Below are 17,522 nucleotides of genomic sequence, written 5' to 3' on the forward strand. Positions count from 1 at the left end.
GGCCCGGCTACGGCCGGACCACGCCCAGGATCTCCATCGAGCCGGCCCCCGCGACCGTCACGTTCCGCCCGGGGCGCGGCGCGTGCACGATCGCCCCGTTCCCGACGTACATGCCGATGTGGCTCGCGTCCTTGAAGTAGACGATCAGGTCGCCGGGCCGCATGTCCTCGATGGCGACGTGCGGCAGCAGCCGCCACTGCTCCTGCGAGGTGCGCGGGATCGGGCGGCCCGCGCTGCCCCAGGCGCGCTGGGTGAGTCCCGAGCAGTCGTACGTCCCCGGGCCCTCGGCCCCCCACTCGTACGGCTTGCCGATCTGGGCCGTGGCGAACTGCACCGCCCGCTTGCCCTCCGGGGTCGTCGCGGAGCTCAGGCCCTTGAGTATGCCGGTGTCGACCCAGGCGGTCTGCGCGCGGTACTGCTCCTGCTCCTCCAGGCGCAGCAGCCGGGCCCGCTCCTCGGCGGCGAGGTCGGACTCCAGCTTCTTGGCGGCGGCGATCTTGTCGTTGATCTCCTTCTTCGCCTTGGCCTGCTTGAGGCGGTTGGCCTCCAGCTTGGTCCAGTTGACGCTGGCGTCCTTGGCGTACGTGGTGAGCTCGCCCTGCGTACGGGTCATCTCGCCGAGCAGGTCCCGGGTGGCCTTCTGGCCCTCCTTGAGGCGGCCCGCGTTGTCCAGGAAGAGCTGGGGGTCGTTGGTCAGCACCAGCTGGGCGCCCTCCGGGAGCCCGCCGTTGCGGTACTGGGCGCGGGCCGCGGCGCCCGCCCGCGCCTTGAGGTCGTCGATCTTCTCGTTGCCGGCGACGATCATCCGGGCCAGCTTCACGATCTCGCCGGACTGCTCGTCCGCCTTCTCCTCGGCCAGGTTGTAGGCGTCGGTGGCGGCGGCGGCCTGGCGGTAGAGCCCGTCGATCTCCTTGCGGACCTCTTCGAGCGTCTTCTTCGGCTGGGCCGGTGGCGCGGGCGGCAGCGGGGCGGCGGCGGCCTGGAGGGTGAGGGCGGGCGTGGCCAGCAGCGTCAGGGCGCAGACCACGGTGATGGTGGTGATGGCGTGGCGGCGGCGGTTCACAGGCTCCCCCTCAAGTGACCCAGCAAGTGATCCAGTAAGTGACTCGGATCCAGCTGTCCCGGTATGGCCGAATCTGATTTACCGTCAGTAACTTAGGCGTGACCTTGGTGATGGTGCCACGCGAAACACGAAAACGACAGGGGAAAGCGGGGCCTGTCGGGTCACTTCCCCCCACGTGGGACGATCGTTTCGCCTGGTGCGTTCCCCAGGCGGGCGGAATTCAGCGGGAGTTCGGCGCGAGTTCCACGGGCGCGGTCGGGAGCACGGCGGGAGCGCCGCTCAGCCGCGCGGCGCCAGCGCCTCCCACCGGACCGTCACCTCGCCCTGCCGCCACCGCCGCGGACCGTCTGTCAGCGGCCAGTCCGCCGCCAGGTCGCGCACCGCCCGGATCCAGCGCTGCCGCGCGCCCAGCGAGGCGTACGGGGCGGCCGCCGCCCAGGCCCGGTCGAAGTCCCGCAGGAAGGCGTGCACCGGCTCGCCCGGCACGTTCCGGTGGATCAGCGCCTTCGGTAGCCGCTCCGCCAGGTCGGACGGCCGGTCCAGCGAGCCGAGCCGGGTCGCGAACGTCACCGTCCGGGGCCCCGTCCGGTCAAGCGCGACCCACACGTGCCGCCGCCCGATCTCGTCGCAGGTCCCCTCCACCAGCAGCCCCTCGGGCCCCAGCCGCGCGCACAGGCGCTCCCAGACGGCCGCGACCTCGGCCTCGTCGTACTGGCGCAGCACGTTCGCGGCCCGGATCAGCGCGACCTCGCCGGTCACCGGCACCTCGAAGCCGCCGTGCCGGAAGGTGAGCCCCTCGCGCTCGTACGGCTTCGCGGCGGCGACCCGGGCGGGCTCGATCTCGACGCCGACGACGGTGGCGCGGGGGTCGGCGGTCCGCAGCCGGGCCAGCAGCTCGACCGGCGTCCAGGGCGCGGCCCCGTACCCGAGGTCGACGGCGACGGGGGCCTCGGCCGACCGGCGCAGCGCCGGTCCGTGCACGGCGGCGATCCAGCGGTCCTGGCGGCGCAGACGGTTGGGGTTGGTGGTCCCGCGGGTGATGGTGCCGACGGGTCGGGCGGCGGCGGGTCGGGTGGTGCGGGGGGCCATGGAACGAGCGTACGGGGTGGGGGACGCCCCTTCCGCGCCCCCGCCGCCCTCGTAATGAATTGGCAAAGCGGGTGGCGTGGCGGAAATGAAACCCCGCATTCCGGTGTTGCCGCGAGCGGAGGGTGTCGTCCGCCCTCCCTCTGCCATGCCCGACAGCGGAAGGACCGACGTGAGCCAGTACGTGTCCCGGTTCGCCGGCACCCTGGCGGCGCCGCCCCGGCTCCGGCTCCCCGGCCGGCACCGGACCCCGCGCCGCGTGGCCATGCTCAGTGTCCACACCTCCCCCCTGCATCAGCCGGGCACCGGCGACGCGGGCGGCATGAACGTCTACATCGTGGAGCTCGCCAAGCGGCTGGCCGCGATCAACATCGAGGTCGAGATCTTCACCCGCGCCACCACCGGCGGCCTCGCCCCGGTCGTCGAGCTCGCCCCCGGCGTGCTCGTCCGGCACGTGGACGCGGGACCGTACGAGGGGCTGGCCAAGGAAGAGCTGCCGGCCCAGCTGTGCGCCTTCACGCACGGCGTGATGCAGGCCTGGGCGGGGCACCGGCCCGGCCACTACGACCTGGTCCACTCCCACTACTGGCTCTCCGGCCACGTCGGCTGGCTCGCCGCCGAGCGCTGGGGCGTCCCGCTCGTGCACGCCATGCACACCATGGCCAAGGTCAAGAACGCGGCGCTCGCCGAGGGCGACACCCCCGAGCCCGCGGCCCGCGTGATCGGGGAGACCCAGATCGTCGAGGCGGCCGACCGGCTGATCGCCAACACGGCCGAGGAGGCGGACGAGCTCGCCCGCTTCTACGAGGCCGATCCGGCCAAGATCGCCGTCGTCCACCCGGGCGTGAACCTGGACCGCTTCCGCCCCGCCGACGGGCGCGCCGCCGCCCGCGCCCGGCTCGGGCTGCCCGCCGACGCCTTCATCCCGGTCTTCGCGGGCCGCATCCAGCCGCTGAAGGCCCCCGACATCCTGCTGCGCGCCGCGGCCCTGCTCCTGGAGCGGGACCCGTCGCTGCGCTCGCGCATGGTGGTGCCGGTGGTCGGCGGCCCGAGCGGCAGCGGCCTCGCCAAGCCGGAGGGGCTCCAGAAGCTGGCCGCGAAGCTGGGCATCGGCGATGTCGTCCGCTTCCACCCGCCGGTGGGCCAGGACCGGCTCGCGGACTGGTTCCGGGCGGCCAGCGTGCTGGTGATGCCCTCGTACAGCGAGTCCTTCGGCCTGGTCGCCATCGAGGCGCAGGCGGCCGGCACCCCGGTCGTCGCGGCCGCGGTGGGCGGTCTGCCCGTGGCCGTACGGGACGAGGTCACCGGCTTCCTGGTGCAGGGCCACGACCCGGCCGACTACGCCCGCGCGCTCGGCCGGTTCGCCGACGACCCGGCGCTGACGGCCACGATGGGCGCGGCGGCGGCCCGGCACGCCGGTTCGTTCGGCTGGGACACGGCGGCCTCCGGGACGGCCGACGTGTACACGGCGGCGATGCACGACCACCGGCTGCGGGAGCAGCGGCGTCGCGTACGCTCGCACCATGGCTGAGGCTGCGGACGTCCGGCGGATCGCCGAGATCGCCGAGATCATGGTGGACACGTTCGAGGACGCGGAACTGGAGTGGGAGTCCCCCGGTGAGGGCTCCTACGTGGTCAAGCTGCCCGGCACCCGCAAGCTGTTCACGACCCTGTCGCTGCGGATCGGCCGCCACTCCCTCTCCCTGAACGCCTTCGTCATCCGGCACCCGGACGAGAACGAGGCGGGCGTCCACCGCTGGCTCCTGGAGCGCAACCTCAAGCTGTACGGGGTGGGGTACGCGATCGACGCCCTCGGCGACATCTACCTGGCCGGGAAGCTGCCGCTGGCCGCCGTCACGCCGCAGGAGCTGGACCGGCTGATGGGCTCGGTCCTGGAGGCGGCGGACGGCGACTTCAACACGCTGCTCGAACTGGGCTTCGCGTCGGCGATCCGGCGGGAGTACGCGTGGCGGGTGTCGCGCGGGGAGTCGACGCGGAACCTGGACGCGTTCAGGAACCTGACGGGGAAGCCGACGAGCTGACCTTCTCCTCGGCGGGGCGCGCGGTGTCCGCCACGACCGGCGCGGGCACGTCCTCCTCCGCCTCGGCGAGCGCGGACCGCAGCCGGGTCTGGTAGCCGACCGCGGCGACGACGCCGATCACGGCGCAGGCGATCCACAGCACGTCGGGCCCGGGTCCGTCCACGATCCAGCCGGCCCCGATCGGCGCGACGAAACCGGCGACGGCCCAGGACATGCCCATCACGCCCTGGTAGCGGCCGCGGGCGTGCTCCGGGGCGAGCCGGGCGGTGGCGGCGGCGTTGGTGGGGACGTGGACCATCTCGCCGATCGTCCAGACGACGACGGTGGCGGCGAAGGCGAGGGAGGTGCCGGCGAGGGCGGTGGCGCCGGTGCCGAGCGCGAAGAGCAGCGAGGAGACGGTCAGCAGCATCGCGGGGGAGCGCTTGTCGGTCACCTTGTTGACGAGCAGCTGGAAGGCGACGATGACGACGCCGTTGACGGCGATGACGACGCCGTACGCGGAGGGGGCGAGGCCCTCGCCGGCCATGGTGAGCGGCAGGCCGATCCAGGGGGCGGTGAAGACCACGCAGACCAGCAGGTTGAGCAGCACCAGGGTGCGGAAGGGCGCGTCGCGCAGGACGGTGAGGACGCCGACCTTCTCCTCGGCGACGGTCTCGCCGGTGGCCTGGTCGACCTTGGCCTCGGGCCGGGTCTCGGGCAGGCGCAGGAAGACGATCAGGGCGCAGAGCGCGGTGGCGGTGGCGTCGACGAGGAACAGGGTGCGGTAGCCGAGGACGATCGCGGCGCCGCCGCCGATGGCGGCGATGGCGAAGCCGAGGTTGAGGGCCCAGTAGTTGAGGGCGTAGGCGCGGCGGACCTCGTGCGCGGGCACCATGTCGGCGATGGACGCGTTGATGGAGGGCCGCACGCCCTGCATGGCGACGCCCATCAGGAGGACGACGGTGGCGATGCCCCAGGCGCTGGTGACGAAGGCGAGGAGCAGGGCGCAGGTGGCGGCCGCCAGGTGCATGCTCACCATCGTGGGGCGGCGGCCCCAACGGTCGGTGAGGTAACCGCCGAGCGGGGAGCCCGCGACGCCGCCGAGGCCGTGGAGGGCGACGACGAGTCCGGCGAACCAGGCGGAGTGCCCGAGCTCCTGGGTGAGGTAGAGGGAGAGGAAAGTCAGGACGAAAGCCCCGGTCCTGTTGACCAAGGTCGACAGCCAGAGCCACCAGAATCCCCCCGGAAGTCCCGAGACCGTGGCGCGCGCTGATCGTCTGAGCGAATCGATGGACATGTGAGGCCGCCCCCTGGGTGTTGCGTAAGTCCCGCTTTCCAGAGGTGGACCTTACGCATCTCATACGCCGGACGCCACTGAATTGACGGTGCGCGTCAATCGTCGGGTGTCGTTTAGGCTCGGACACATGGCCGACGCACCGTACAAGCTGATCCTCCTCCGCCATGGCGAGAGCGAGTGGAACGAGAAGAACCTGTTCACCGGCTGGGTGGACGTGAACCTCACCGCGAAGGGCGAGAAGGAGGCGGCGCGCGGCGGAGAGCTGCTGAAGGACGCCGGCCTGCTGCCCGACGTGCTCCACACCTCCCTCCAGAAGCGCGCCATCCGCACCGCCCAGCTCGCGCTGGAGTCCGCGGACCGTCACTGGATCCCGGTCCACCGCTCCTGGCGCCTGAACGAGCGTCACTACGGCGCCCTCCAGGGCAAGGACAAGGCCCAGACGCTCGCCGAGTTCGGCGAGGAGCAGTTCATGCTGTGGCGCCGCTCGTACGACACCCCGCCGCCGCCGCTCGCCGACGACAACGAGTACTCCCAGGCGCACGACGCGCGCTACGCGTCGATCCCGCCGGAGCTGCGCCCGCAGACGGAGTGCCTCAAGGACGTCGTCGACCGGATGCTCCCGTACTGGTACGACGGCATCGTCCCGGACCTCCTGTCCGGCCGCACGGTCCTCGTCGCCGCCCACGGCAACAGCCTGCGCGCCCTGGTCAAGCACCTCGACGGCATCTCGGACGCGGACATCGCGGGCCTGAACATCCCGACCGGCATCCCGCTGGCCTACGAGCTCGACGAGAACTTCAAGCCGCTGAAGCCGGGCGGCACGTACCTCGACCCGGAGGCCGCCGCGGCCGCGATCGAGGCCGTGAAGAACCAGGGCAAGAAGTGACCCTGGAGCGCTGACTTCCGCAAGCCCCCCGCCCGCCGGTCCCCCCCCGGCGGGCGGGGGGCTTTCGCGTGCCGTGGGGGTCCCCGTGACCGGGTGCTCGGCCGGACGGGTGAGGGCGAAACCTTCCGGCTCGGGGCCTCGGCATGAAGGGGACGCAGGGGGAGCACAGGTGCAGATGACCCGGCCGCCTCGGCGCGCCCGGGGCTGCCGTACCCCCGTCCTCCCGTACCGCCGCGTTCCGGCCTCACGAAAGAGAACCCCTGTGCGTCTCCGGCACTCCCTCGTCACCGCCTGCGGTGCCCTCGCCCTGACGGCCGCCCTGGCCACGCCCGCCCACGCCGCCACGGGCGACTTCTCCTACAAGGTCGTCGGCCTGAACGGCGAGCCCGTCACCGTCACCCTCCACGACCCGGAGAGCGAGGTCTGCATCACCCTCCCGGAGGTGGCCGACCCGTCCTCCTCGGAGCCCGCCTTCGCCCCGCACAACGCCACCGACGACTTCGCGCTCGTCTTCACCGGCCCCGACTGCACCGGCAACGAGTGGCGCCTCCGCCCCCACGGCCACCCCGCCTCCGACCGCCTGAAGCTCCGCTCGGTCGTCTTCCTCCCCGCAGGCTGACCCGCAGGGCCCCCGTGCGCGGGGGCCCCTGCCCGTCCGTCAGTCCGCGGACCGCTCCTCGCACGCGTGGGCGCGGAAGTCCGCGACGGTGGCCGTGCGGGCCGTGCCCGTGTCCGGGTCGGTGTAGCGGACCTGGTCCGGGGTGAGTTTCGTCAGGTCGGCGAGGGTGAAGGAGTGCGGGTCGGTCGACGAGGAGTTGTCCCGGGTGGCGCCGTAGAGGGTGTAGACCTGCCCCGGCCGCAGGGGACGCGGGGGCTTCTCGGGGGTCCAGCCGGCGCCGCCGGTGGGGGAGGCCAGCGGCCAGGTCGCAAAGTCCTCGACCGGCGCGGCGGCGGACCAGCGGTCCGTGTACTCCGGCTCGGCCGCGGTCTCCGCTTCCGGATCTTCCGGTTCCGCCGGTTCCTCCGGATGGAAGACCGCCGAGTCGATCCGGTCGTCGCACACCAGGACCACGCCCATCGGCTGTCCGTCCTTCGACACCGTCACGCCCGTCAGCCCCACCACCGGCACCGAGCAGCCGGCGAGCAGTGGTGCGGCGGCTGCCAGCGAGACGAGGAGCGGGACGGCGGGGCGCGGCTTGCGAGGGAGGGGCATGGAGGAATCCTGGACCAGGGAATACTCGCGTGCCGAGCCCCTGTGCGATTCGTTACCGTCCAGGCCATGAGCACGTCACTCCGGCTTGAGCCGGTCACCCCCGCCACCGTCGACGCCGCCCTCGACCTGCGCGTCCATCCCCATCAGACCAAGAACGTCGCCCCCGTCGTGCGCTCGCTCGCCGAGGCGTACGCGTACGGGGAGACGGCCTGGCCGCGGCTGGTGTTCGACGGGGACGAGCTCGTCGGGTTCGTGATGGCCTTCGTCGACATCCAGTGGGACGCGGAGAAGGACCCGGAGGACCGGCGCAGTGGGCTGTGGCGGCTGAACATCGCCGCCGAGCGGCAGGGGGGCGGGTACGGGCGGTTCGCCGTCGAGGCCGTGCGGGAGGAGCTCGTGCGGCGCGGGGCGCGCGAGATGTACGTGTGCTGGGAGCCGGGGGAGCACGGGCCCGGCGAGTTCTATCGGAAGCTGGGCTTCCGGGAGACCGGGGAGCGCGCCGGGCAGCAGCTCGTCGGCGTGCTGGACATCGGTCCCGACCAGGGCTGACCGCCGGGCGGTGCGGGCCCCGTTCCCGCCCAGGCGGGACCACGAGCGGTGCGGGCCCCGTGACGGCGGGGCCCGCACCGACCGGTCAGCCGGAGCAGCCCCCGCACTGGCACGGTCCGCCGGACTGGCAGCCGCAGCCGCAGCCCGAGCCGCAGCCGCAGGCGCCGAGGACGGGCAGGAACTCCGCGGTGCGCGGGGTCTCCTGCTGGGGGTCGGGGGTCGGAGCGGATTCGGCCATGGGGTCCCTCCTTGGAAGGCGTACCTCGCCTCCTTCCATTGGATGCCCACCCAACAGGGCGCATCAACGGCGCACTGTTGTGCGGCCCCCGGCTCCGTCCGGCTTACGCGCCCTCGACCGGCGCCTCGCTCTGCTGGAGCTCGTCCGCGTGCTCGCCCGTCACCAGGTACACCACGCGCTTCGCCACCGACACCGCGTGGTCCGCGAACCGCTCGTAGTAGCGGCCCAGCAGCGTCACGTCGACGGCCGTCTCGATGCCGTGGCTCCAGCGGTCGTCCATCAGGTGCTGGAAGAGCGTCCGGTGCAGCAGGTCCATCTCGTCGTCGTCCTGCTCCAGCTGGAGCGCCAGGTCGACGTCCTTGGTGATGATGACCTCCGCCGCCTTCGCCATCAGGCGCTGCGCCAGCTGTCCCATCTGCAGGATCGTCGCGTGCAGGTCGTTCGGCACCGCGCGGTCCGGGAAGCGCAGCCGGGCCAGCTTCGCCACGTGCTGGGCCAGGTCGCCCGAGCGCTCCAGGTCGGCGCTCATGCGCAGCGAGGTGACCACGATCCGCAGGTCCGTCGCCACCGGCTGCTGCCGGGCGAGCAGGGCTATCGCGCGGGCCTCCAGGTCGTGCTGGAGGTCGTCGACCTTCTGGTCCGCGGCGATCACGTTCTCCGCCAGCTTCAGGTCCGCGTCCAGCATCGCCGTCGTGGCGCGCCCGATCGCCGACCCGACCAGCCGGGCCATCTCGACCAGGCCCTCGCCGATCGAGTCAAGTTCCTCGTGGTACGCGTCCCGCATGGGTGTCCCTCTCTACCTGTACGCCTCTAGGCCGGGGTCCGGGTGGGTGCTCGGACTCCCACGCTCCCACGTTCGGCCCCGTACGCGTCCGGATCCACCCCCTGAAATGAACCGGCACTTTCCCCTAGGTGAACTCTGGGCGACACGCGGCGCGGACCGCACCGGAGCAAATGAACCAGCACGGTCCCCACGGTGAACTCTGAGCGACGACTGTTCGAGCAGCCACTCGGACGGCTGGGAGAGTGTCGGCGGACCCGCATAACCTTGTTGCCATGGACGTGAACGCGGCGGTCGCCGCATTGGCCGCTATCGCCGGAGTGTGCACCGGCGTGATCGCCATGCTGGCGTTCCGCTGGAGCGAGCGCGACCAGGCGAGACCCACCCGTACCTCCCTGCACACCGACGCCGTGCTCCCGCCCGGCGTCGACACCGTGCTGTCCGTGCTGCGCTCCTCCGCGGTCGTGCTCGACGAGAGCGACTCGGTGGTCAAGGCCAGCTCGGCGGCGTACGCCCTCGGTCTGGTCCGGGGCGGGAAGCTGGCCGTCGAGCCCATGCTCAACATGGCCCGCGACACCCGCAGGGACGGGGAGATACGGCAGGTCGAGCTCGACCTGCCACGGCGCGGCACGGGACGCGGCGAGGCCCTCGCCGTCTCCGCCCGGGTCGCCCCGCTGGGCTCGCGCCTGGTGCTGCTGCTTGTCGAGGACCTGACGGAGGCACGCCGTATCGAAGCGGTACGGCGCGATTTCGTCGCCAACGTGAGCCATGAGCTCAAGACGCCCACGGGCGCGCTCTCCCTGCTCTCCGAGGCCGTCATGGACGCCTCGGACGACCCCGAGGCGGTCACCCGCTTCGCCGGCCGGATGCAGATCGAGGCGACCCGTCTCACCAACCTCGTACAGGAGCTCATCGACCTCTCCCGGGTGCAGAACGACGACCCGCTGGAGGACTCCGAGCCGGTACGGGTGGACGAGCTGGTCGCGGAGGCGATCGACCGCTCCCGGCACACCGCGTCCACCAAGCAGATCACCATGGCCTCCGGCGGCACCGCCGACCTGCACGTCTGGGGCAGCCGCGGACAGCTCGCCGCCGCCCTCGGCAACCTCGTCGAGAACGCCGTCAACTACTCGCCGGCCCGGACCCGGGTGGGCATCGCCGCCCGCCGCGTCGCGGCACCCGGCGGCGACCTGATCGAGATAGCCGTGACCGACCAGGGCATCGGCATCTCGGAGAAGGACCGCGAGCGGATCTTCGAACGCTTCTACCGGGTCGACCCGGCCCGTTCCCGTGCCACGGGAGGCACGGGGCTCGGGCTGGCCATCGTCAAGCACGTGGCCGCCTCGCACGGCGGGGAGGTCACGGTCTGGAGCACCGAAGGCCAGGGTTCCACCTTCACGCTGCGGCTGCCCGAGGCGGGCGCCGCGCGGCGGAACCGGGGGTCCGGGGCCGAGACCGGACTCGACCCCGACTTCGACCTCGATCCCGAGCTGGACTCCGGCTTCGACCCGGACTTCGACTCGGAGTTCGGCGCGGAGTTCGACGCCGCTCCCGGCACCGCCGCCTCCGCCTCTCCCACACCCCCGATCTCATGACCGAACCGCTCCCCGCCCCGGAGGTCCTTCCGTGACCCGAGTGCTTGTCGTCGAGGATGAGGAATCCTTCAGCGACGCCCTGTCGTACATGCTCCGCAAGGAGGGCTTCGAGGTCGCCGTCGCGGCGACCGGGCCCGACGGCCTCGACGAGTTCGAGCGCAACGGGGCGGACCTCGTCCTCCTCGACCTGATGCTGCCGGGCCTGCCCGGTACCGAGGTCTGCCGCCAGCTGCGCGGCCGCTCGAACGTCCCGGTCATCATGGTGACCGCCAAGGACAGCGAGATCGACAAGGTCGTCGGCCTGGAAATAGGAGCCGACGACTACGTGACGAAGCCCTTCTCCTCGCGGGAGCTGGTCGCCCGCATCCGCGCGGTCCTGCGCCGCCGCGGCGAGCCGGAGGAGGTCACCCCCGCGGCCCTGGAGGCCGGCCCGGTCCGCATGGACGTCGACCGCCACGTGGTCACCGTCGCGGGCGGCAAGGTCGACCTGCCCCTGAAGGAGTTCGACCTCCTGGAGATGCTGCTGCGCAACGCGGGCCGCGTGCTGACCCGCATGCAGCTCATCGACCGCGTCTGGGGCGCGGACTACGTGGGCGACACCAAGACCCTCGACGTCCACGTGAAGCGCCTCCGCGCCAAGATCGAGCCGGATCCTGGTGCGCCGCGCTACTTGGTGACGGTGCGGGGCCTGGGCTACAAGTTCGAGCCGTAGGCCGTAAGCCGGCCGCACGAAGGCCGTAAGCAGGCCATACGAAAGGGGCGCCCCCTCCTCACGGAGGGGGCGCCCCTTTCGTACAGCTGGACGGTCAGTGACCGGCCGCCTGCGTCGGCTCGCCCGACGCCGGCGTGGTGGCCGGGGTCGTCGGCGTGGTGCCCGGAGGGGCCGGGACCTCGGAGGGGCCGAAGTCCTTGAAGTAGCTCTTGGCCGGGACGACGAAGGCGCTCAGGCCCACGTCACCGGTCTTGCTCAGCTTGAAGACGACCTTCTGGGAGTCGCCGTTCTTCGCCTCGCGCAGGCCGCCCTCGATGGTGGCGGACGCGTTGCCCTGGCCGCCGATGACGACGGAGCCGCCCGGGGGGACGACGATCGGGCCGGCGCCCTCGGCCGCCTTGAGCTTCACCGTGCCGAGCGTGCCCGGCAGGGTGATCGAGTCGAGGGTCTGGCGGGTGAGGCCGTTGTTGAAGACCGTCGCGGAGACGACGGCGGGGCCGACCACGCCCGGGTCGGGCTGGGTGATCACCAGAGCGTTCTGGATCTTGACGTCGTCCACCGTGACGGCGGCGTTGTCCGGCCGGACGCCGAGCGTCTGTGCGTCATTACCCGCACCACAGGCGGACAGCGAGGCGACCGAGATCACGATGGCGGTGGCGGCGAGAGCGCCGCGTCGAAGGCTGCGGCTCACGGCGGCGGCATCTCCTAGGACGAACGGACAAGGCTAAGGACGAGCTAAAGGTGTGTCAGCGGCCTTAGGTTACCGAGCCGCACTCTCCGTCCCGCACCCGACCCGCCCCCTAAGCGTCGACCGGCTCGCCGGGCCGGTGCGCGACGGCGCGGTCACGGCCCGTTCCGGACCGTCATGAACACGCCGACATGGCCGGATCACACCCCATTGACCTGCCGTTCACATAACCGCGGTGATCAATTCGACCGCCGCCCCCGCATTCCCTCCGCCCGCTCTCCGGAAAAGCCGGACGGGCCTCCCGGTGATCAATTCGGGATTCGGTCGGTTGAGTACCCTGGATGCATCCGTACGGGTGGTCGATCCTCGAACGGAGTACGTGAAGAGGGCCACACCGAACCGGGCAAACCGGGGCATCGGCCCTCTGTCGAGACGCCCCGGACAGGTGTAACGTGCGCGTTTCTCTCCGTCCGCGCAGCCGCTCCGACCTGCGAATACCGCCTTCCGGAAGCCCGCCGCAGCACGTTCGCCGCGCTGTTGTCAAGCCCCGAGATATGCCCTGACCTGCGAAAACGCCATTCAGAAGAAGCCGTATCCGTGTTACCCTGGATAGCCACGGAAGGGGTACCTGTCACATGACGTTCAAGGTTGGCGACACCGTGGTCTATCCCCATCACGGGGCCGCGCTGATCGAGGCCATCGAAACTCGCCAGATCAAAGGCGTGGACAAGACCTACTTGGTGCTCAAGGTCGCGCAGGGCGACCTGACGGTTCGTGTCCCGGCGGACAATGCGGAGTTCGTCGGAGTTCGCGACGTGGTCGGTCAGGATGGGCTGGACCGGGTCTTCGAGGTGCTGCGCGCGCCGTACGCCGAGGAGCCGACGAACTGGTCTCGTCGTTACAAGGCAAATCTGGAGAAGCTCGCCTCCGGCGACGTCATCAAGGTCGCCGAAGTGGTGCGCGACCTGTGGCGCCGCGAGCGGGAGCGTGGCCTCTCCGCAGGTGAGAAGCGGATGCTCGCCAAGGCTCGCCAGATCCTGGTGAGCGAGCTCGCTCTCGCGGAGAACACCAACGAGGACAAGGCCGAGGCCCTCCTCGACGAGGTGCTCGCGTCCTGACGCCTGCGCACTGACGCTTGGCGTCCAGCCATGCTCATCACCCATGCCGCGGTGCCTGCCGGCGCGCTGTGAATCCCATCGATGAACCCATCGATGCCACAGCGCCGTCGACGGGCACCGCGGCATGTTCGTCTCTCTTTTCCCGACCCCCCGCACCTGTCCGTGCCGCTTTCGCAAGGCGACGCCCCGACCGTCGTCACGGAAAGGGCCCGGTCGAGGCGTCGCAACAAGCTCGTTGACGCCATACCCACGTCGCCCGCGGAAACAAACCTGCCGGAGTGCAACCGATGTCAGACGAAGCGCGTCCCTCACGTACCGCCGTGGTGATCCCGGCGGCCGGCCGGGGCGTGCGCCTCGGCCCGGGCGCCCCCAAGGCGCTCCGCGCGCTGAACGGCACCCCCATGCTCATCCACGCCGTACGGGCCATGGCCGCCTCCCGCGCGGTCTCCCTCGTCGTGGTCGTGGCCCCGTCCGACGGCGCCGGGGAGGTCAAGAACCTCCTCGACGCGCACGCGCTGCCCGAGCGGACCGACTACGTCGTCGTCCCCGGCGGCGACACCCGCCAGGAGTCGGTGCGCCTCGGCCTGGACGCCGTCCCCGAGGACGTCGCCGTCGTCCTCGTGCACGACGCCGCCCGCCCGCTGGTCCCGGTCGACACCGTCGACGCCGTGATCGAGGCGGTACGGGACGGGGCCGTGGCCGTCGTCCCCGCGCTGCCCGTCGCCGACACCGTCAAGGAGGTCGAGCCGGCCGAGCGTCCCGGCGGCCCCGAGCAGGTCGTCGCCACCCCCGTCCGCGCCCGCCTGCGCGCCGTGCAGACCCCGCAGGGCTTCGACCGCGACACGCTGGTCAACGCCCACGCCACCGTCGCCCTCACGGGCGAGGGCGCCACCGACGACGCCGGCATGGTCGAGCGTCTTGGCGCGCCCGTCGTCGTCGTGCCCGGCCACGAGGAGGCCTTCAAGGTGACCCGACCGCTCGACCTCGTCCTCGCCGAGGCCGTACTCGCCCGCAGGAGGGCCAACGATGGCTTCTGAGCCCCTGTACCAGCCGCCCATGGAGCAGCCGCTCATCCCCCGTACCGGCATCGGCACCGACGTCCACGCCTTCGAGAAGGGCCGCGAGCTGTGGTGCGCGGGCCTCCTCTGGGAGGGGGAGGAGTACGGGCTCGCCGGGCACTCCGACGGTGACGTCGCCGCCCACGCCGCCTGCGACGCGCTCTTCTCCGCCGCCGGCGTCGGCGACCTCGGCGCCCACTTCGGCACCTCCCGCCCCGAGTGGTCCGGCGCCTCCGGCGTCACCCTGCTCGCCGAGGCCGCCCGGATCGTCCGCGCCGAGGGCTTCGAGATCGGCAACATCGCCGTCCAGGTCGTCGGCGTCCGCCCCAAGGTCGGCAAGCGCCGCGACGAGGCGCAGAAGGCGCTCGGCGAGGCGGCCGGAGCGCCGGTCTCCGTCTCGGGCACCACGACCGACGGACTCGGCCTCACCGGGCGCGCCGAGGGCCTGGCCGCCATCGCCACCGCCCTGGTCTATCGCGTACACCCCCGTCCCGTATCGCCCGAACCGGTCCCGGAATCGGCCGCCTAGGCGGAAAAAAGGCGCCCCGCGACCGGGAAACGGGCGCGGGGCACTACCACCCGCCCACTACCCTGGGGTGGTGACCATTCGCCTGTACGACACCAGCGCCCGGCAGATCCGTGACTTCACCCCGCTCACGCCGGGCTGTGTCTCGATCTACCTCTGTGGCGCGACCGTGCAGGCCGCCCCGCACATCGGACACATCCGGTCGGGGCTGAACTTCGACATCATGCGCCGCTGGTTCGCGTACCGCGGCTACGACGTCACGTTCATCCGCAACGTCACCGACATCGACGACAAGATCATCGCCAAGGGTGCCGACCAGGGCCGCCCCTGGTGGTCGATCGGCTACGAGAACGAGCGCGCGTTCAACGACGGCTATGACGCGCTCGGCTGCCTCCCGCCGACCTACGAGCCGCGCGCCACCGGCCACGTGCCCGAGATGATCGAGATGATGCGCGGCCTCATCGAGCGCGGTCACGCCTATGAGGCGGACGGCAGCGTCTACTTCGACGTGCGCTCCTTCCCGGAGTACCTGGCGCTGTCCAACCAGGACATCGACGACCTGCGCCAGCCCACCGAGGAGGGCATCACCGGCAAGCGCGACCCGCGCGACTTCGCCATGTGGAAGGCGACCAAGCCGGGCGAGCCCGACTGGGAGACCCCGTGGGGCCGCGGCCGTCCCGGCTGGCACCTGGAGTGCTCGGCGATGGCCCACAAGTACCTGGGCTCCGCCTTCGACATCCACGGCGGCGGCCTCGACCTGATCTTCCCGCACCACGAGAACGAGATCGCCCAGGCCAAGGCCTTCGGCGACGAGTTCGCGCGGTACTGGGTGCACAACGCCTGGGTCACCATGAGCGGCGAGAAGATGTCGAAGTCGCTGGGCAACAGCGTCCTCGTCTCCGAGATGGTGAAGAACTGGCGCCCGATCGTCCTGCGCTACTACCTGGGCACCCCGCACTACCGGTCGATGATCGAGTACAGCGAGGAGGCCCTGCGCGAGGCGGAGGCGGCCTTCGCCCGTATCGAGGGCTTCGTCCAGCGCGCCACCGAGAAGGCCGGGGCGCCCGTCGCCCCCGCCGCCGAGGTGCCGCCGGCCTTCGCCGAGGCGATGGACGACGACCTGGGTGTGCCGCACGCGCTGGCGATCATCCACACCACGGTCCGCCAGGGCAACAGCGCGCTGGCCGCCGACGACAAGGAAGAGGCCGTCGCCCGCCTCGCCGAGGTCCGCGCCATGCTGGGCGTCCTCGGGCTCGACCCGCTCGACCCGCACTGGGCCGAGGAGTCCGGTGGCGGCGAGGAGCTCCACGGCGTCGTCGACACCCTCGTACGGCTGGTGCTCCAGCAGCGCGAGTCGGCGCGGGAGCGCAAGGACTGGGCGACCGCGGACGCCATCCGCGACCAGCTGAGCCAGTCGGGCCTCGCGATCGAGGACGGTCCGGACGGCCCCCGCTGGACGCTCGGCAACCGCTAGAGCGACGATGAATGTGCCGTCCGGGGCCCCGGACGGCACACTTCAGTTACCGGACTTGTCATCCACACGGACACGTCCTACACACAGAGACTTACGCACAGGGAGTACGCGCGGACTGACGCACGTACGCAGCAGGCAGAGGAAACAGGTAGTCATGGCCGGGAACAGCCAGCGCAGGAACCGTCGCACGTCCAACAAGAAGGGCGCGACGATCGGCAGCGGTGGCCAGCGGCGCAAGGGCCTGGAGGGCAAGGGCCCGACGCCCAAGGCCGAGGACCGCAAGGGGCACAAGGCCTTCCGCGTCTCCAACGCGATGGCCCGGCAGGCCGCCAAGCGCCGCCCCGCGCCCCGCCGCGGCGGCCCCAAGGGCGCGAGCGAGATGGTCGTCGGCCGCAACCCGGTCTTCGAGGCGCTGCGCGACGGCGTCCCCGCCACCACGCTGTACGTGCAGCAGTTCATCGACAACGACGAGCGGGTGCGCGAGGCGCTCCAGCTCGCCGGCGCGCGCGGCAACATCAACCTGATGGAAGCCCCGCGCCCCGAGCTCGACCGCATGACCAACGGGCTGAACCACCAGGGTCTGGTCCTCCAGGTCCCGCCGTACGAGTACGCGCACCCCGAGGACCTCACGGCCGCCGCCTACGACGACGGCGAGGACCCGCTGATCGTCGCCCTCGACGGCGTCACCGACCCGCGCAACCTCGGCGCGATCGTCCGCTCCGTCTCCGCCTTCGGCGGCCACGGCGTGGTCATCCCCGAGCGCCGCGCCGCCGGCATGACCGCCGGTGCCTGGAAGACCTCCGCCGGCACCGCCGCGCGTACCCCCGTCGCCCGCGTCACCAACCTGACCCGCGCGCTCCAGGAGTACAAGAAGGCCGGCATCGCGATCGTCGGCCTCGCCGCCGAGGGCACGCACGAGGTGCAGGACCTGGAGGCGCTGGCCGGCCCGGTCGTCATCGTCGTCGGCTCCGAGGGCAAGGGCCTCGGCCGCCTCGTCGGCGAGAACTGCGACTACCTCGTCCGCATCCCGATGCCGGGCGGCGCCGAGTCGCTGAACGCCGGTGTCGCGGCGGGCGTCGTGCTGTACGAGGCCGCGCGCCGCCGGATGCGCTGATCGGGTTTCCCGTTCCCCCGTACGGGCTGACCCGAACGGGGGACGGGCCCCGTCCGTGATCTTGACGGGTCTCGGACATTTGCGGGCCGTCAAGGCAGTGTCC

19 protein-coding genes are annotated in these 17,522 nt (G+C 71.8%); 12 read left to right on the forward strand and 7 right to left on the reverse strand.

The window, feature by feature from the left end:
- Nucleotides 1-7 precede the first annotated feature (7 nt).
- Both ABTZ54_RS03145 and ABTZ54_RS03150 read right to left on the reverse strand, forming a co-directional pair.
- Nucleotides 8-1,063 (reverse strand): C40 family peptidase, encoded by a 1,056-nt coding sequence (locus ABTZ54_RS03145; protein WP_351656631.1) that lies wholly within the window; start codon nucleotides 1,061-1,063, stop codon nucleotides 8-10.
- Nucleotides 1,064-1,342: 279 nt separating this feature from the next.
- The gene (locus tag ABTZ54_RS03150; RefSeq protein WP_351656633.1) at nucleotides 1,343-2,152 is read right to left on the reverse strand and encodes a class I SAM-dependent methyltransferase; all 810 of its coding nucleotides are present in this window, start codon (nucleotides 2,150-2,152) and stop codon (nucleotides 1,343-1,345) included.
- A 169-nt stretch (nucleotides 2,153-2,321) separates the two neighbouring features.
- Between ABTZ54_RS03150 and mshA the strand changes: the two genes are divergently transcribed.
- Both mshA and ABTZ54_RS03160 read left to right on the forward strand, forming a co-directional pair.
- Complete coding sequence (gene mshA, locus ABTZ54_RS03155) at nucleotides 2,322-3,680, forward strand: D-inositol-3-phosphate glycosyltransferase (RefSeq protein ID WP_351656635.1); 1,359 nt, start codon at nucleotides 2,322-2,324, stop codon at nucleotides 3,678-3,680.
- A gap of 40 nt (nucleotides 3,681-3,720) precedes the next feature.
- The gene (locus ABTZ54_RS03160) at nucleotides 3,721-4,191 is read left to right on the forward strand and encodes a type III secretion system chaperone family protein (protein ID WP_502997187.1); all 471 of its coding nucleotides are present in this window, start codon (nucleotides 3,721-3,723) and stop codon (nucleotides 4,189-4,191) included.
- Here ABTZ54_RS03160 and ABTZ54_RS03165 read toward each other — a convergent pair.
- A complete protein-coding gene (locus ABTZ54_RS03165; protein ID WP_351656639.1) occupies nucleotides 4,160-5,467 on the reverse strand; it encodes an MDR family MFS transporter in 1,308 nt (435 codons plus the stop codon). The two genes, ABTZ54_RS03160 and ABTZ54_RS03165, sit on opposite strands and share 32 nt — an antisense overlap.
- A gap of 127 nt (nucleotides 5,468-5,594) precedes the next feature.
- Between ABTZ54_RS03165 and ABTZ54_RS03170 the strand changes: the two genes are divergently transcribed.
- Nucleotides 5,595-6,353 (forward strand): phosphoglyceromutase, encoded by a 759-nt coding sequence (locus ABTZ54_RS03170; protein WP_351656641.1) that lies wholly within the window; start codon nucleotides 5,595-5,597, stop codon nucleotides 6,351-6,353.
- A 262-nt stretch (nucleotides 6,354-6,615) separates the two neighbouring features.
- The gene (locus ABTZ54_RS03175; protein ID WP_351656643.1) at nucleotides 6,616-6,972 is read left to right on the forward strand and encodes a hypothetical protein; all 357 of its coding nucleotides are present in this window, start codon (nucleotides 6,616-6,618) and stop codon (nucleotides 6,970-6,972) included.
- 39 nt (nucleotides 6,973-7,011) lie between these two features.
- Here the strand turns inward: ABTZ54_RS03175 and ABTZ54_RS03180 are convergent, their stop codons facing one another.
- A complete protein-coding gene (locus tag ABTZ54_RS03180; protein ID WP_351656645.1) occupies nucleotides 7,012-7,566 on the reverse strand; it encodes a hypothetical protein in 555 nt (184 codons plus the stop codon).
- A gap of 66 nt (nucleotides 7,567-7,632) precedes the next feature.
- On the opposite strand from ABTZ54_RS03180, the gene ABTZ54_RS03185 reads away from it, so the two are divergent.
- Nucleotides 7,633-8,115: a GNAT family N-acetyltransferase gene (locus ABTZ54_RS03185; protein ID WP_351656646.1), complete on the forward strand. Its 483-nt coding sequence runs from the start codon at nucleotides 7,633-7,635 to the stop codon at nucleotides 8,113-8,115.
- Nucleotides 8,116-8,200: 85 nt separating this feature from the next.
- On the opposite strand, the gene ABTZ54_RS03190 is transcribed toward ABTZ54_RS03185, so the two are convergent.
- Entirely contained in the window at nucleotides 8,201-8,353 is a 153-nt protein-coding gene (locus tag ABTZ54_RS03190; RefSeq protein WP_351656648.1) for a hypothetical protein, read from the reverse strand.
- Between the two features lie 103 nt (nucleotides 8,354-8,456).
- Nucleotides 8,457-9,137 (reverse strand): phosphate signaling complex protein PhoU, encoded by a 681-nt coding sequence (gene phoU / locus ABTZ54_RS03195; protein ID WP_351656650.1) that lies wholly within the window; start codon nucleotides 9,135-9,137, stop codon nucleotides 8,457-8,459.
- 272 nt (nucleotides 9,138-9,409) lie between these two features.
- On the opposite strand from phoU, the gene ABTZ54_RS03200 reads away from it, so the two are divergent.
- On the forward strand, nucleotides 9,410-10,729 hold the full coding sequence (locus ABTZ54_RS03200) for a sensor histidine kinase (protein ID WP_351656652.1): 1,320 nt from the start codon (nucleotides 9,410-9,412) through the stop codon (nucleotides 10,727-10,729).
- Between the two features lie 40 nt (nucleotides 10,730-10,769).
- Nucleotides 10,770-11,441, forward strand: coding sequence for a two-component system response regulator PhoP (gene phoP / locus ABTZ54_RS03205; RefSeq protein ID WP_466728736.1), 672 nt, complete (start codon nucleotides 10,770-10,772; stop codon nucleotides 11,439-11,441).
- Nucleotides 11,442-11,535: 94 nt separating this feature from the next.
- Here the strand turns inward: phoP and ABTZ54_RS03210 are convergent, their stop codons facing one another.
- Complete coding sequence (locus tag ABTZ54_RS03210; protein WP_351656654.1) at nucleotides 11,536-12,132, reverse strand: DUF461 domain-containing protein; 597 nt, start codon at nucleotides 12,130-12,132, stop codon at nucleotides 11,536-11,538.
- Nucleotides 12,133-12,764: 632 nt separating this feature from the next.
- On the opposite strand from ABTZ54_RS03210, the gene ABTZ54_RS03215 reads away from it, so the two are divergent.
- The 5 genes from ABTZ54_RS03215 to rlmB all read left to right on the forward strand — a co-directional run bounded on the left by ABTZ54_RS03215 (nucleotide 12,765) and on the right by rlmB (nucleotide 17,419).
- Nucleotides 12,765-13,247 carry a CarD family transcriptional regulator gene (locus tag ABTZ54_RS03215; RefSeq protein ID WP_003953493.1) on the forward strand — a complete coding sequence of 161 codons (483 nt, stop codon included), beginning with the start codon at nucleotides 12,765-12,767 and terminating at the stop codon, nucleotides 13,245-13,247.
- 287 nt (nucleotides 13,248-13,534) lie between these two features.
- The gene (gene ispD, locus ABTZ54_RS03220) at nucleotides 13,535-14,284 is read left to right on the forward strand and encodes a 2-C-methyl-D-erythritol 4-phosphate cytidylyltransferase (protein ID WP_351656655.1); all 750 of its coding nucleotides are present in this window, start codon (nucleotides 13,535-13,537) and stop codon (nucleotides 14,282-14,284) included.
- A complete protein-coding gene (ispF, locus tag ABTZ54_RS03225; protein ID WP_351656657.1) occupies nucleotides 14,274-14,834 on the forward strand; it encodes a 2-C-methyl-D-erythritol 2,4-cyclodiphosphate synthase in 561 nt (186 codons plus the stop codon). The genes ispD and ispF overlap by 11 nt, the downstream gene beginning before the upstream one ends.
- A 70-nt stretch (nucleotides 14,835-14,904) precedes the next feature.
- Complete coding sequence (gene cysS, locus ABTZ54_RS03230) at nucleotides 14,905-16,305, forward strand: cysteine--tRNA ligase (RefSeq protein ID WP_351656659.1); 1,401 nt, start codon at nucleotides 14,905-14,907, stop codon at nucleotides 16,303-16,305.
- 154 nt (nucleotides 16,306-16,459) lie between these two features.
- The gene (gene rlmB / locus ABTZ54_RS03235) at nucleotides 16,460-17,419 is read left to right on the forward strand and encodes a 23S rRNA (guanosine(2251)-2'-O)-methyltransferase RlmB (protein WP_351656660.1); all 960 of its coding nucleotides are present in this window, start codon (nucleotides 16,460-16,462) and stop codon (nucleotides 17,417-17,419) included.
- The last annotated feature ends 103 nt before the right edge of the window (nucleotides 17,420-17,522 follow it).

This window comes from Streptomyces sp. NPDC094032, assembly GCF_040303965.1.
GTDB lineage: Bacteria > Actinomycetota > Actinomycetes > Streptomycetales > Streptomycetaceae > Streptomyces.